Annotated in this window: 14 protein-coding genes; 7 read left to right on the top strand and 7 right to left on the bottom strand. The window is 40.9% G+C overall.

The window, feature by feature from the left end; all coding sequences use genetic code 11:
• The first annotated feature begins 110 nt into the window (after positions 1 to 110).
• From ACL9RF_RS15255 to ACL9RF_RS15240, 4 genes are read left to right on the top strand one after another with little or no spacing between them, the layout of a single operon-like run.
• Positions 111 to 1,487 carry a DEAD/DEAH box helicase gene (locus tag ACL9RF_RS15255; RefSeq protein ID WP_422801500.1) on the top strand — a complete coding sequence of 459 codons (1,377 nt, stop codon included), beginning with the start codon at positions 111 to 113 and terminating at the stop codon, positions 1,485 to 1,487.
• Positions 1,488 to 1,491: 4 nt separating this feature from the next.
• A complete protein-coding gene (locus ACL9RF_RS15250; RefSeq protein ID WP_422801499.1) occupies positions 1,492 to 1,731 on the top strand; it encodes a hypothetical protein in 240 nt (79 codons plus the stop codon).
• Complete coding sequence (gldC, locus tag ACL9RF_RS15245; RefSeq protein WP_422801498.1) at positions 1,732 to 2,085, top strand: gliding motility protein GldC; 354 nt, start codon at positions 1,732 to 1,734, stop codon at positions 2,083 to 2,085.
• 31 nt (positions 2,086 to 2,116) lie between these two features.
• On the top strand, positions 2,117 to 2,527 hold the full coding sequence (locus ACL9RF_RS15240) for an EVE domain-containing protein (protein WP_422801497.1): 411 nt from the start codon (positions 2,117 to 2,119) through the stop codon (positions 2,525 to 2,527).
• A gap of 341 nt (positions 2,528 to 2,868) precedes the next feature.
• On the opposite strand, the gene ACL9RF_RS15235 is transcribed toward ACL9RF_RS15240, so the two are convergent.
• The 7 genes from ACL9RF_RS15235 to ACL9RF_RS15205 form a co-directional block, all read right to left on the bottom strand.
• The gene (locus ACL9RF_RS15235) at positions 2,869 to 3,396 is read right to left on the bottom strand and encodes an acyl-CoA thioesterase (protein WP_422801496.1); all 528 of its coding nucleotides are present in this window, start codon (positions 3,394 to 3,396) and stop codon (positions 2,869 to 2,871) included.
• On the bottom strand, positions 3,397 to 4,311 hold the full coding sequence (locus ACL9RF_RS15230) for an SDR family oxidoreductase (RefSeq protein ID WP_422801495.1): 915 nt from the start codon (positions 4,309 to 4,311) through the stop codon (positions 3,397 to 3,399).
• Between the two features lies 1 nt (position 4,312).
• Positions 4,313 to 5,248 carry a M28 family peptidase gene (locus ACL9RF_RS15225; protein ID WP_422801494.1) on the bottom strand — a complete coding sequence of 312 codons (936 nt, stop codon included), beginning with the start codon at positions 5,246 to 5,248 and terminating at the stop codon, positions 4,313 to 4,315.
• 97 nt (positions 5,249 to 5,345) lie between these two features.
• Complete coding sequence (locus tag ACL9RF_RS15220; protein WP_422801493.1) at positions 5,346 to 5,996, bottom strand: lipoprotein signal peptidase; 651 nt, start codon at positions 5,994 to 5,996, stop codon at positions 5,346 to 5,348.
• Between the two features lie 57 nt (positions 5,997 to 6,053).
• Positions 6,054 to 6,440 carry a TraR/DksA family transcriptional regulator gene (locus tag ACL9RF_RS15215; protein WP_422801492.1) on the bottom strand — a complete coding sequence of 129 codons (387 nt, stop codon included), beginning with the start codon at positions 6,438 to 6,440 and terminating at the stop codon, positions 6,054 to 6,056.
• Between the two features lie 3 nt (positions 6,441 to 6,443).
• Complete coding sequence (gene ileS, locus ACL9RF_RS15210; RefSeq protein ID WP_422801491.1) at positions 6,444 to 9,857, bottom strand: isoleucine--tRNA ligase; 3,414 nt, start codon at positions 9,855 to 9,857, stop codon at positions 6,444 to 6,446.
• Positions 9,858 to 10,158: 301 nt separating this feature from the next.
• On the bottom strand, positions 10,159 to 10,512 hold the full coding sequence (locus tag ACL9RF_RS15205) for a HesB/IscA family protein (RefSeq protein WP_422801490.1): 354 nt from the start codon (positions 10,510 to 10,512) through the stop codon (positions 10,159 to 10,161).
• Between the two features lie 256 nt (positions 10,513 to 10,768).
• On the opposite strand from ACL9RF_RS15205, the gene glyA reads away from it, so the two are divergent.
• From glyA to ACL9RF_RS15190, 3 genes are all read left to right on the top strand, one after another.
• The gene (glyA, locus tag ACL9RF_RS15200) at positions 10,769 to 12,040 is read left to right on the top strand and encodes a serine hydroxymethyltransferase (RefSeq protein WP_422801489.1); all 1,272 of its coding nucleotides are present in this window, start codon (positions 10,769 to 10,771) and stop codon (positions 12,038 to 12,040) included.
• Between the two features lie 272 nt (positions 12,041 to 12,312).
• On the top strand, positions 12,313 to 12,900 hold the full coding sequence (locus ACL9RF_RS15195) for an RNA polymerase sigma factor (protein ID WP_422801488.1): 588 nt from the start codon (positions 12,313 to 12,315) through the stop codon (positions 12,898 to 12,900).
• A gap of 267 nt (positions 12,901 to 13,167) precedes the next feature.
• Positions 13,168 to 13,854, top strand: coding sequence for a zinc metallopeptidase (locus ACL9RF_RS15190; protein ID WP_422801487.1), 687 nt, complete (start codon positions 13,168 to 13,170; stop codon positions 13,852 to 13,854).
• The last annotated feature ends 67 nt before the right edge of the window (positions 13,855 to 13,921 follow it).

Below are 13,921 nucleotides of genomic sequence, written 5' to 3'. Positions count from 1 at the left end.
AACAAATTTGGTTTTATTCAACGGTAAAACAAAATTTTGTAAAATAAAGTTTATTCCAAACAGCATTTCAGGACAACGGATAAATGCTTGCTTTTGATTATCTTTGCCCTATGCAAGCATCTTTTGAAGACTTCAAATTAAACAAACAACTGTTGGATGCTATAGCCGAAGCCGGCTATCAGACGCCAACAGAAATCCAACGGAAGGCAATTACCCCCATTTTATCCGGACAGGATGTTATGGGTATTGCCCAAACTGGAACCGGTAAAACAGCAGCTTTTGTTGTACCGCTATTAATGCAACTTAAATATGCACAAGGGCAAGATCCACGTGCTTTGATTCTCAGCCCCACACGCGAATTGGCGATGCAGATTCAGGAGCAGATTCAGCTTTTCTCGACTTATTTAGATCTACGATCGGTATTATTATATGGCGGCTTAGGCCCTAAAACCCAGAAGGAGCAGTTGGCACAGGGCTGTGATATTATTGTCGCTACTCCGGGACGTTTCTTGGACCTTTATCTTGCCGGTGATATTGTAACCAAGTCGTTGAAGTTTTTGGTTATGGACGAGGCGGATAAGATGATGGATATGGGGTTTATTGGAAAAATACACCGTATATTGGAGGTTGTGCCCCGTAAGCGGCAGAATCTATTGTTCTCGGCAACAATGAGCGAGCTGGTGCGTAAGATTGCGGGCGACTTCCTTGCTTTTCCTACGGTAATCGAAGTAACCGAACAGGCAACCCCGGCAACCACGGTTACGCAACAGCTGTTTGAGGTTCCTAACCTAAAAACCAAAATAAATTTACTGAGTCACCTTTTTAAAGACGATGCCGCCTACCATAGGGTTATTATCTTCTGTAAAACAAAGACGGTAGCAGATAACGTATTCGGTTTTATTGAACGGAAATATGGCGAAGATAATGTGCGTGTTATCCACGCCAACAAAGGGCAGAATACGCGTATCAACTCCATCAATGCCTTTAAATCTGGAGAGATCCGTTTTCTGGTCGCTACAGATGTGGCGGCACGGGGGCTAGATGTTTCCAATGTAAGTCATGTAATAAACTTTGATGTACCCATTGTTACGGAAGATTATGTACACCGTATCGGCCGTACGGGAAGAGCATTCTCTACCGGTGATGCGTTAACATTCTGTAATCCTGCCGAAGCGTACTACGTGAAAAAAATTGAAAAACTCATCCGCCAATCTATTCCGGTTACCCCATTGCCGGAAGAGGTATTTGTAGAAAACACCCCTTTCCAGGAGAGACAGGATATTGCGCGCGAGATTGATAACCAGAAGAAGAAGGATAACCCCGACTTTAAAGGTGCCTTTCACGAGAAAAAATGGGCTATAAAAGAGGCCAATGCTAGAAAATCAGGCAAAACATCGCGGGCTACAAAACCCGCTGGCAAGAAAAAAAGTGTAACAGGAAAGTCAAAGAACGGTTCGACAAACACGAAATCATTTAAGAAAAGATAGTTTTGTGAAACTAACACCGCTAAATATAACCTTAGCATGTATTCTGGTATGGTATATCTCGGAGTATGGCAAAGGAAATGGACAGTACATTTCCTTGGGTTGGCTTATGGCATTACTGGTAATGATTATACTTATCGATCAAGCCTTTCGCTTGATGTTTAAGCATATGAAGACGCTATGGTATGTGCAGGTAGGTTTTGTGTTGTTGGTATCGGTACTGATTCTTGTATTGAAAGTCATATAAATGAAAAAAGCAGAAATAAAACTTAATGTAGAATTGGACGAAAATAACGTTCCAGATACGATTCAATGGTCATCAACGGATGGTCAAACGGCCGACACTATGCCGGCAAAAGCGATGTTCCTAGCCTTATGGGATGCGCAGTACAAAAACTCATTGCGTATAGACCTTTGGACCAAGGATATGCCTTACGACGAAATGAAAAGATTCTTTTATGAAACATTGCAGACTATGGGCGATTCGTTCCTGCGTGCGTCAGGTGGCGATCCTATGGCTGAAAAAGTAATTGGCGATCTGCGTGATTATTGCGCGCACTATGCCGATAAAATGGAAATATTGGAACAGCAGGGTTCTTAATTTCGGGTGTTTATCTATAAAAGCTTTGTATATGAACTATTTCTTAGTAAAATCAGAACCCTTTAAATACAGTTGGGAGCAGTTTAATAAAGATGGACAGACCTTTTGGGATGGCGTACGTAATTATCAGGCACGCAATAACCTGAAAGCCATGAAAAAGGGCGATCTAGTTTTGTTTTACCATAGCAATGAGGGGAAAGAAGTTGTAGGCATTGCAAAGGTGGTAACCGAATATTACCAGGATCCTACTACCGAGGATAAAAATTGGGTCGTTGTAGATTTAGCTCCCGTGGAGACGTTTAAGAAAACGGTTACTTTGGAGACGATTAAAGCCGATCCCTTTTTGCAGGATATCGCTTTGGTAAGACAGGGAAGACTTTCGGTCATGCCGTTGAAAGCGGAGGAATTTGATCGTATTGTAGCCTTAGGCAACGAAGAGTAATACGATGAACCTGTAACGAAAATGCCTTTCACATCTGTGGAAGGCATTTTTTTATGGGCTTACCAGAAGCCCGGTTAACCTTTGGCCTTTGGCCTTTGGACTTTATTTTCTGTCTGGGTAAAAGACATCGTCTCCTTGCCCAACAGGGTACAAAAATGGTTTCCTGTGCGCCTATCCCTCTAGCCGCGATCTGTAGCACTCCAGCAAATTCGGATGGCTTGTAAATGTTTCGTATACGCCTTTTATAGGCCTTATTATTTAAAAAGGGGTAAGCACTTTACCCTACGTAACATCGGATATCCGATATCGAGGCCAGCATTTTGAAAGCCTCGATACGGTTATTAGCCTTTATGATCGAATAACTCGACAAGACTTTTTAATTCTACGGCATTTTCGGGCTTTAGCTTTCCCGCCAAAATCAGGCGCATCTGTCTACGTTGTAGTGCCTCGTTGTGCAGTTTACATTCCAATTCGGTTTCCGGTTGTACCTGCGGTACGGGGATAGGACGGCTATTTTCATCGATGGCAACGAAGGTATAATACGCTTCATTCGATTTCTCCTTGATGCCTAGCGGTAGGTTCTGGGCAAAGATTTCCATTCTTACCTCTACCGAAGTATTAAAAGCGCGTGTTACCTGTGCCTGTATGGTTACTACCTCTCCTAAACGTATAGAACGCTTAAAGGATACATTATCTACAGAGGCAGTTACGACCACATTTTTACAATGTTTTTGTGCCGCCATTGCCGAACAGATGTCCATCCAATATAAAAGGCGTCCGCCCATAAGGTTTCCAAAGGTATTGGTATCGTTGGGTAATACCAATTCGTTCATTTCTGTATACGATTCCTGTGCTCTCTTCGCTTCCATTTATTGTAAATACGCTTTTAGTTGTTTATCAATCTCCTGCAAAGATACAACAAATGCTGTAGGATTATAACCCAATACCTTTTTCGCCTTTTCTATACTAAAACCAGTACGTTGAGGCCTGTTGTCGGCCTGCCCGATTTGTGCAGACGAAATAGGTGTTATTTGTGTTTTATCAAGGTTCCAGAAATCCGCTACCTGCCGTACTGCCTCTTCGATAGAGAGCATTTCATTTCCGGAGATATGAAATATACCCTCGGCCCTTTGTACCATCGACAGCCAGCAGGCCTGTGCAAGATCATCGACCCAGGTGGGCATACGCCATTGATCGCTCACCACATCTATAGGAAGATTAGCCTCCAATTGTTTTTTTGCCCATAACACCAAGTTGCTACGCTGTAGGTCGGCCACAGCGCCATACAGCAATATCGTCCTTAATATCGCCATCGATCCGCCTAAGGCCAACAGGCGCTGCTCGGCTTCAACCTTGGTACTGCCATAAACGTTTTTCGGGTTAGTAGGATCAGTTTCAAGGTATGGCCCCGCTATTCCGTCGAAGACAAAATCGGTGGATATAAAGGTAAGGTGACAGCCCTGCTCTTTGGCATATGCCCCTAGGAAAGCGGTAAGGTCGACATTCAGCTGCTGCGCCCGTTCAGGTCGCTGTTCACAGGTTTCTACAGCCGTAACGGCCGCTGTATGCAGAATATGGGTAGGTTTAAATGTTACAAGCAGCCTGTTTAAGGCCTCAAAATCCGAAAGGTCAATTTGTTGAAATTCGGTACTTTTTAAGTTCGGGTTTCTGTTCGTAGATTTGGAAACCCCTAAAAGCGCTCCAGGGCGATTTTCCGCCTTAAACTGTTCACAAAATTTTTGGCTTACAAATCCGTTGGATCCCGTTATCAATATACGCATCATACTAGTTGGTCCAGATAAAATCCATTTTAGGCTGTTTCATTGAATTATCCAAGACCTTAACCTCCAACTCTAGAATTGATTTTAAGGCCTTAAAATCAATTTTTTCGGTATCATCCCCCGTTTTATGGTAATCCTCATGCCCTCCGGTATGGAAAAATAAGACCGGGATATTTTTTCGGTAAAAAGAAGTCTGGTCCGAGCCTCCGCTGCCATCATTAGACCTGAAGAATTTAATATCACTGGTTATCCCCTCGAAGATTTCCGGGAATTTGCTACTCGTTCCGTAGCCAATAATTGCCAAGCCATTATCGGGGTTATAGCGACCAATCATATCCATATTCAACATCCAGTGAATCTTATCCAGCGGCAGGGTAGGGTTTTGAGTCCAGTATGTAGAGCCCAGCAGTCCCAATTCTTCGGCGCTGAAAGCAATAAACAGCATATTAAAATTCTCTATCCGGCTATTCCTCGAATAGTAGCGCGCCAGCTCAAGAAGTCCGGCAACGCCGGAGGCATTATCATCGGCGCCATTATGAATCTTACCGATATTCGCTAAGTCTTTAGATCCACCGAAGGTGCCCAAGCCCAAATGATCGTAATGTGCACCAATTACAATGGTATAGGGAGCATTATTATCCAGAAAACCAATTATATTTTTAGCCATTTTGATGCTATCAGGGACGGAAACTCGCGTAACTTTAGCCTCAAAAAGCTGTTGATACCCTTGTGTACCCAAAGGCTGAAGTCCATAACGTTTAAAATGCTTTTCGATATAGCGCGCAGCCTTATCGAGCTCTTTACTTCCGGTTGCCCGACCTTTCATTTTGTCGGATGCAAGAAAAGAAATATGTTTTTTAAGGTTTTTAGTAGCAATCTCCTGGGAAAAAGCGGAGCCCGAGAAAACAAGAACAACCAGGAATACAAGTAATTTTTTCATAATAAATTTAGGGTTACATAAAAAAAGCCGTAAACCCTAAGCCTATAGTAACTATACAACTTAAAGCTTACGGCCTTACTGCCAAAAGCTACATATTTTAATCTTCTAAAATCTCACTATGCACACTATCTTCCTCTTTGTGCTCCTCTTTGAAGTACCTTTTCTGAAACAATAGGATAAGAACAACACCTACAGAAATTGCCGAATCGGCAATATTAAAAATCGGTCGGAAGAACAAAAATTCTTCGCCACCCCAAACAGGCACCCAAGAAGGGAAGGTGCCGCTAATCAGCGGGAAGTACAGCATATCCACAACATTTCCGTGTAAAAATGAGCCGTAACCCCCTTCAGCAGGAAATAAAGATGCTTTTTCATAGAATGTACTTTCACTAAAGATCAGACCATAGAAGGCGGAATCCAAGATATTCCCTAAAGCACCAGCAAATATTAAGGCTACATTAAGAATAAAACCACGGTTATATTTATTCTTAATCATGTAATGCAAACCATAACCAATCCCGGAAACGGCTAAAATACGGAACACACTTAAAAACAACTTGCCATATTCACCGCCAAACTCCATGCCATAAGCCATGCCTGGATTTTCGATAAAATGAATAAGAAATTTATTGCCCAAGACTTTAAAATCTTGACCAATAGTCATGTTAAGTTTTACCCAGAATTTAGAAATTTGATCGATTAATAAAATAATTACAATGAGAGAGATGGGTCTTGTATAGCCTTTCATATAAATAGTAAAATTGGGTTGTCGACCCTGAGGACGGCAACCCAATGGGGTAAATCTTTAATATTGTTTGTTTTTTGCTTCAATGCTTAAAGTCGTATGTGGAACAGCTTTTAACCGTTCTTTTTGAATCAACTTACCCGTTTCTCTACAGATACCATAAGTTTTGTTTTCAATACGCACCAAGGCTGCCTCCAAGTTATCGATGAATTTCTTCTGACGGGCCGCAAGCTGATTGGTTTGTTCTTTCTCCAACGTTGCTGATCCATCCTCAAGAGTCTTGTAAGTTCCTGCAGTATCATCCGTACCATTTGCATTGCTATTGCTTAACGTTGATGTTAAAGCCAATAATTCCTCCTTTGCGATACGCAATTTTTCTAAGATAATATCTTTAAATTCTTGCAGTTCAGTATCGCTGTACCGTGTTTTTTCTGTATTTTCTCCCATACTTTAGTTTTTTTCGATTAACACCTTGATCTTTTGGTCTTCGATCTCGATATAATCCGCTGTAACGACATCCGTTACAAAATTTATTGAATCAGCTAATATCTCGGTGCAAATATACGATAAATTATTGTTGGCAGCTTGCGTAAGCATATTATTTTCTTGTAACTGTAGCTTAATTCTGTCAGTCACTTCGAAGCCTTTTTCCTTACGCAGGTTTTGAATACGATTTATAAGCTCCCTTGCGATACCCTCCTGTTTTAGTTCTGCTGTTATCTGCACATCCAAAGCCACAGTAAGGTTGCCTAAATTTGCCACCTGCCATCCGGCTACATCCTCAGCGATAATTTCAACATCAGCAAGCGTAATACGGTGTGCTGTTCCCGCTATCAGCAAATCGCCCGCTTTTTCTAAAGCTGCAATCTGTAATTCTGTAAAAGACTGTATAGCAGCACTAACCAACTTCATATCTTTACCCACTTTAGCCCCCAGCGCCTTGAAGTTAGGTTTAATTTTTTTCTTTATTATACCCGCTGTATCCGTAATAAACTCAATATTTTTGATGTTTGTTTCGGTTAAGATTAAATCCTTTACCTTCTCCACCTTCTCCTGGAAAGCGGCATCCAATACCGGAACCAATATTTTATTTAACGGTTGGCGCACGTTGATGCTGCTCTTTTTGCGCAACGACAACGTTAATGAAGAAATATCTTGTGCTAAGGCCATGCGTTCCTCCAGATCCTTATCAACCAAATCAGGATGGTAAGTAGGGAAGTCGGCAAGATGTACCGATTCAAACTGCTCTTTGTTGGTCGCAGCATTTAAATCCAAGTACAACTGATCGGCAAAAAACGGCGATATAGGCGACATTAATTTGGCAATGGTATCCAAACAGGTATATAATGTTTGATAAGCCGATATCTTATCCTGGCTATAATCACCCTTCCAAAAACGACGGCGGCATAAACGAACGTACCAGTTGCTCAAGTGCTCATCTACAAAAGACTGGATAGCACGGGCAGCCTTTGTAGGCTCATAATCGGCATAAAAACTATCCACCTCCTGGCTTAAGCTATTCAATAAAGAAAGGATCCAACGGTCGATTTCCGGTCTGTCTACCAAATCAATTTCGGGCTCTGCATAACTAAAGTTATCAATATTAGCATAGAGCGCAAAGAACGCATAAGTATTGTATAAGGTACCGAAGAATTTACGACGAACCTCATCCAAGCCCTCCTCGTTAAATTTTAAGTTATCCCACGGCGCTGCATTACTAATCATATACCAGCGTGTAGCATCGGCACTATACTTTTCAATGGTAGCAAAAGGATCGACACCATTACCTAGGCGTTTCGACATCTTGTTTCCATTTTTGTCCAACACCAAACCATTGGAAACCACATTTTTGAAGGCAACAGAACCACGTACCATGGTCGAGATCGCGTGTAGAGTAAAGAACCAGCCACGCGTCTGATCCACCCCTTCGGCAATAAAATCCGCAGGGAAAGCATGGTCATAAGCCTCCTTAAACGGTAAGGCATCGCCATTGGCCAATTTATCATAATCTAACCCCCATTGCGCATACGGCATAGCACCCGAATCAAACCATACATCGATTAAGTCCGGCTCGCGGAATAATTTCTGTCCAGCTTCGGATACCAACACAATATGATCCACATAAGGGCGGTGTAAGTCCAGTTCTTCCGTTCCAAATTTTGCCAAATACTCACTGTTAATAGCTTTTTCAGCATCGGAGAGCACATCTGAGGTTAAAGAAGACGTTAAGTACGCTTTCAATTCCTGCATAGAGCCGATACAAACCTCCTCATTTTCATCTTCCGAACGCCAGATTGGCAACGGCGTACCCCAATATCTCGAGCGCGAAAGGTTCCAGTCCACTAAATTTTCCAGCCAGTTACCAAAGCGTCCAGTTCCTGTCGCTTCAGGTTTCCAGTTAATTGTTTTATTTAAGGCTACCAGTTGCTCCTTCACAGCAGTAGTACGAATAAACCAGCTATCCAATGGATAATATAATACCGGTTTATCTGTACGCCAGCAATGCGGGTACGTATGTTCATATTTTTTAACGTCGAAAGCCTTGTTATCCTCTTTCAACTTAATAGCGATTAAAACATCCGTAGGGCGGAAATCTTTATCTGCGCGTACCGAATCGGCATAATATTCATCTTTAACAAAGCGGCCTGCGAAGTCGGTTATTTCCTTTACAAAGCGTCCGGTACGATCTACTGTAGGCACCTCCTTACCATTTTCATCCTTCACCATGATGGGCGGAACACCATTTTCCTTCGCCACCCTAAAGTCATCCGCACCATAAGTAGGCGCAATATGTACAATCCCCGTACCATCTTCAGTCGTAACAAAATCACCCGGAATAACGCGGAAAGCATGCGCTGTTAACTCCTCAGAAGTGATATACGGCAACAGCTGCTCGTAGCGCAATCCCACTAAATCAGCCCCTTTAAATTCAGCCGCTTTTTCCCAAGGCACAATTTTATCGCCCACTTTAAAATCCTGGAACGATGCATTTTCACCCTCCGCTTTAAAATGCTTTGCCAGTAAGTTATGTGCTAAAATTACCGATACAGGTTCGCCCGTATACTGGTTGAAGGTACGTACTTTAACATAATCTATATTCTTACCAACCGCCAAAGCCGTATTACTAGGCAACGTCCAAGGAGTTGTTGTCCACGCGATAAATGCCAAGTCCTCCTCTTCCGACTCCAATAATATAGGCATCATAGGGTGAAGCTGCTTTTTATCAAGCCTGAACTCCGCAACGATAGTTGTATCCTTAACATCCTTATACGTGCCCGGTTGGTTCAGCTCGTGCGAGCTCAATCCCGTTCCTGCGGCAGGCGAGTAGGGCTGAATGGTATACCCTTTATATAATAATCCTTTTTTGTATAAGTCCTTTAATAAGAACCATAACGTTTCGATATATTCATTTTGGTAGGTGATATACGGGTTTTCCAAGTCTACCCAATAGCCCATTTTTACAGTCAAGTCGTTCCAAAGGTCAGTATACTTCATTACCTCCTTCTTACACGCATTGTTATACGCTTCCACGGTAATTTTAGTGCCGATATCTTCTTTTGTAATCCCTAAAGACTTCTCTACAGCCAATTCAATTGGAAGGCCGTGGGTATCCCAGCCGCCTTTACGTTTTACTTGGAAGCCCTTTAGGGTTTTATAACGGCAGAAAATATCCTTAATTGCGCGGGCCATAACATGGTGAATGCCTGGCATACCATTTGCTGAAGGTGGCCCTTCATAAAATGTGTATGGCTTGTTCGCTGGTCGATTCGAAATACTCTTCGCGAAGATGTTTTCTGCGTCCCAACGTTTTAATACCTCCTTGCCGATTTCCGGTAAATTTAACTGCTTATATTCCTTGTACATCACGTAATTATAAATCAAATTTTAAAGGTTGCTAATTTAATGATTAAAAAGGAAAGCTAAAAGCCTGCAACGCTTGTTTATTGTAATCTTGGAGCCTTTGCCGGGGTATTAGCTGAAATTAAGTGCTTTTATTTGGTATAGCGTATTGGCAGGAAGGTTTTTAGGCTGTATTTGGCGTAAAGGTGTTTTATATTGCAACATGCTGATTGTAAATAGCAGCATCAACCGGTAAGTATACCGCAAAAAAGGGGCTTCTATAATTTAGAAGTCCCTTTTTTACAACAGTATTATGTAATAAAAATTAAGCAGAGAAACTGCTGCCACAGCCACAAGTGCTGCTTGCATTTGGATTGTTAAAGGTAAAACCTCTAGCATCCAATCCATTTTTAAAGTCTATTTCCATGCCGGCAAGGTACATACCATGCGCTTTGTTCATAAACAAACGGATACCCTCTATAAAGTACTCGGTATCGCCATCTTTCTTTTGGTCGAAACCAAGGATGTAACTCATTCCCGAACAACCACCACCTTCAACGCCCACACGTAACCCGAAGTCGGCACCAATTTCTTGTTGGTCGATTAGTTTCTTAAGTTCGCTCAAGGCCCCCGCTGTTAAGGTTACAGGAGCTGCTGATGTTATATTTTGTGTACTCATAGTTAACGGCTTTACTAAATTTTCAATGCAACAAAATTACATAAAAAACAAGAGATTAGGTAAGATGAAATATTTTTGACAATTTTTCAACATTAAAACCAGGAAAACGCATGTTGCGGTTTAAAATTGATAAATCTGCAATAGACGCTATATTTTCGAAAAGAAGTGCTAAAGAATTCCTTTAAAAAATAAGATTGTCGTATATTTGCGTGAAGAAATAAATATTCTCCACACCCAATAAAAAATATAGATAATAATGGAAAGAGATCAAGCTATCTTTAATCTTATTGCAGATGAGCTAAAACGTCAAGAAGAAGGCATTGAGCTTATTGCTTCAGAGAACTTTGTAAGTAAGCAGGTAATGGAAGCTGCAGGTTCGGTATTAACGAACAAATATGCAGAAGGCCTTCCAGGAAAGCGTTACTATGGCGGTTGTGAAGTTGTCGATCAAATTGAGAACATCGCTATCGATAGAGCAAAACAATTGTTCGGAGCAGAATGGGTTAACGTTCAGCCTCACTCTGGTGCACAAGCAAATGCTGCGGCATTTTTAGCCATTCTTAAACCTGGTGACAAGATTTTAGGTTTTGACCTTTCTCACGGCGGTCACTTAACACACGGTTCTCCGGCAAATTTCTCTGGAAAATTGTACCAGCCATTGTTTTACGGCGTGAAAGCCGATACTGGTTTGTTAGATTACGAACAATTGGAGGAAACAGCATTACGTGAAAAACCAAAAGTTATTATCTGTGGTGCTTCGGCTTATTCTCGTGATTGGGATTATGCACGTATTCGTGCCGTTGCAGATCAAATAGGTGCGCTTGTTGTGGCTGATATCTCTCACCCTGCAGGTCTTATCGCACGCGGTTTATTAAACGACCCACTTCCACACTGTCATATCGTAACAACTACGACCCACAAAACACTTCGTGGTCCTCGTGGTGGAATGATTATGGTAGGTAAAGACTTCGAAAATCCTTGGGGTTTAACGAACCCTAAAGGTGAAATACGTACCATTACACAATTGTTAGATCTTGCCGTTTTCCCAGGTATTCAAGGCGGCCCATTAGAGCATACTATCGCTGCTAAAGCAATCGCTTATGGGGAGGCTTTGACAGACGATTATTTGAGCTATGTAAAACAAGTTCAAAAGAATGCACAGGCATTAGCACAATTCTTTGTGGAGCGCGATTATAACATTATTTCTGGTGGTACCGACAACCATTTAATGTTGGTAGATCTACGTAATAAAGATATCTCGGGTAAAGAAGCAGAAGCTGTTTTAGGTTTAGCAGGTATCACAACCAATAAAAATATGGTTCCTTTTGATACACGCTCACCATTTGTAACTTCAGGTGTACGTTTCGGTACTGCAGCTATAACTTCGCGTGGTATTACAGAAACAGAAATCGTTCAGATTGGTGCTTTTATCGACGAGGCATTGCAAAGCCGCAATAACGAAGCGCAGCTGGCTAAAATTCATGATAAAGTGAAGGCTATGATGGCAGAGTTTCCATTGTACAAATAGAAATAAAACGTATTATTTATAAAAGGGGGAGCTGCAAATTATGCAGCTCCCCCTTTTTTTATTTTAGCCCTTACTTGGTACAATTTTTGTTATAAAATGTGAAGAAATGTTAAAAGAAATCGCTTATTTTGAATAAGCGGTATTTTTGACCTACTTTGGATAAATAATTCAGCAGTTATACTAATTTTACATATTTAAGTACACAAAAGCCTATCGAAACACACTTACTCTTTTTTTGTTTTTGAACTCTAACTTATAATTAGGGAATTATTATGGGAATTATAGAAAAAAAGACCGATCAAGAATTGATTAAAATGTATATGGATGGGGACGAATGTGGCCTAAAGACATTGATTGATCGGCATAAGAGTAAGATTTATACCTCTATTTATATTCGTACCCAAGATGCATACTTGGCAGAGGATATTTTTCAAGAGACTTTTATTAAAGTTATAAATACGATTAAATCGGGTCGATATAACGAAGAGGGTAAGTTTTTACCTTGGGTAATTCGAATTGCTCATAATATGGTGATTGACCATTTTAGGAAAGAAAAACGCAGCCCAACTGTTGTAAACAGTGATGGATATGATATCTTTGAGGTTTTGGATTTTTCGGAAGAAGATTCAGAGCGTAAACTGGTTAAGCAGCAGATGGATGTAGATTTGAAAAGACTTATTCAAAAACTTCCGGACGACCAAAAAGAGGTGCTTATTATGCGTTTGTTTTGTGATATGAGCTTTAAGGATATTGCGGAGATTTGTCAAGTTAGTATTAATACCGCTTTGGGCAGAATGCGCTATGCATTAAATAATTTACGCCGTATGATCGATAATCATAATCTTGCCCTTCAATTTTAAGAAGCACGTTTAATCCAGATAAATCAACTGAGGAAGCTTTTGCTCTTTTAACTTCAAAAGAGCAAAAGCTTTTTTTTTAGGGTTTAAAATTTAAGCTTTTGCGAGACAGTCTGTCTCTAACCCAGGTAAAAATGACTTTTTTCAGATGTTGCCTTCCGCTTTGGGAGCCAAAATGACAGGTTTTTTTAGTAATTTAGGGTTTTGGAATTATAGTTGATAATACCTTTAAAAGCATACTAAATCGAATATTTACGTAATTTTTAAGATATGACAATTTGGATTTTATTAATTGGGATAGGTATAATCAGTTGGATTGTACAGACAAGGTTTAAGAATAAATTTAAGAAGTACTCGGAAATGCCGCTGACCTCAGGTTTATCTGGCGCTGAGATAGCACAAAAAATGCTACACGAAAATAATATTTATGATGTAAATATTATTTCTGTAGACGGGCAACTTACCGATCATTATAACCCTGCCGACAGAACGGTAAATTTAAGTCCGGAGGTATACCATGGACGTAGTGTTGCGGCGGCAGCTGTCGCGGCACATGAGTGTGGTCACGCGGTGCAACATGCTACAGCCTATTCATGGCTACAGTTTAGATCCGCTATGGTACCTATTGTAGGTTTTTCGTCCAAAATTGTATCCTTTACTTTAATGATAGGCGTTATCCTGGCGATATACTCGAAGTCTTTTCTATTATTGGAAATCGGCGTTGCAGCTTTGGCAATAACGACATTGTTTAGTTTTGTAACCCTTCCGGTAGAGTTCGATGCATCAAACCGTGCATTAGCTTGGTTGGACAGATCCAATGTTACCCCCAACAGAGAGGAACATGACGGAGCGAAGGATGCTTTAAAATGGGCTGCAATGACCTATGTTATTGCTGCACTATCGGCCTTAGTAACGTTATTGTATTATGCTAGTATTCTTTTTGGCAGAAGAGATTAATCGTATAATAATTTAATAGTTTTCTAAATTTTAAATTTAAGCGCTATTCTTTCTAGTAGCTATAGCG

It is taken from the genome of Sphingobacterium sp. Mn56C (genome assembly GCF_049319645.1).
Classification (GTDB): Bacteria; Bacteroidota; Bacteroidia; order Sphingobacteriales; family Sphingobacteriaceae; genus Sphingobacterium.
The sequence above is the reverse complement of the archived record's forward strand: the minus strand, read 5'-3'. Positions and strand labels throughout refer to the sequence as shown.

Bases quoted from the DNA above. Each gene is read 5' to 3' on its own strand.
- ACL9RF_RS15255 (WP_422801500.1), top strand. From the start codon at position 111: ATGCAAGCATCTTTTGAAGACTTCAAATTAAACAAACAACTGTTGGAT.
- gldC (WP_422801498.1), top strand. From the start codon at position 1,732: ATGAAAAAAGCAGAAATAAAACTTAATGTAGAATTGGACGAAAATAAC.
- ACL9RF_RS15240 (WP_422801497.1), top strand. From the start codon at position 2,117: ATGAACTATTTCTTAGTAAAATCAGAACCCTTTAAATACAGTTGGGAG.
- ACL9RF_RS15235 (WP_422801496.1), bottom strand. From the start codon at position 3,396: ATGGAAGCGAAGAGAGCACAGGAATCGTATACAGAAATGAACGAATTG.
- ACL9RF_RS15230 (WP_422801495.1), bottom strand. From the start codon at position 4,311: ATGATGCGTATATTGATAACGGGATCCAACGGATTTGTAAGCCAAAAA.
- ACL9RF_RS15225 (WP_422801494.1), bottom strand. From the start codon at position 5,248: ATGAAAAAATTACTTGTATTCCTGGTTGTTCTTGTTTTCTCGGGCTCC.
- ACL9RF_RS15220 (WP_422801493.1), bottom strand. From the start codon at position 5,996: ATGAAAGGCTATACAAGACCCATCTCTCTCATTGTAATTATTTTATTA.
- ACL9RF_RS15215 (WP_422801492.1), bottom strand. From the start codon at position 6,440: ATGGGAGAAAATACAGAAAAAACACGGTACAGCGATACTGAACTGCAA.
- ileS (WP_422801491.1), bottom strand. From the start codon at position 9,857: ATGTACAAGGAATATAAGCAGTTAAATTTACCGGAAATCGGCAAGGAG.
- ACL9RF_RS15205 (WP_422801490.1), bottom strand. From the start codon at position 10,512: ATGAGTACACAAAATATAACATCAGCAGCTCCTGTAACCTTAACAGCG.
- glyA (WP_422801489.1), top strand. From the start codon at position 10,769: ATGGAAAGAGATCAAGCTATCTTTAATCTTATTGCAGATGAGCTAAAA.
- ACL9RF_RS15195 (WP_422801488.1), top strand. From the start codon at position 12,313: ATGGGAATTATAGAAAAAAAGACCGATCAAGAATTGATTAAAATGTAT.
- ACL9RF_RS15190 (WP_422801487.1), top strand. From the start codon at position 13,168: ATGACAATTTGGATTTTATTAATTGGGATAGGTATAATCAGTTGGATT.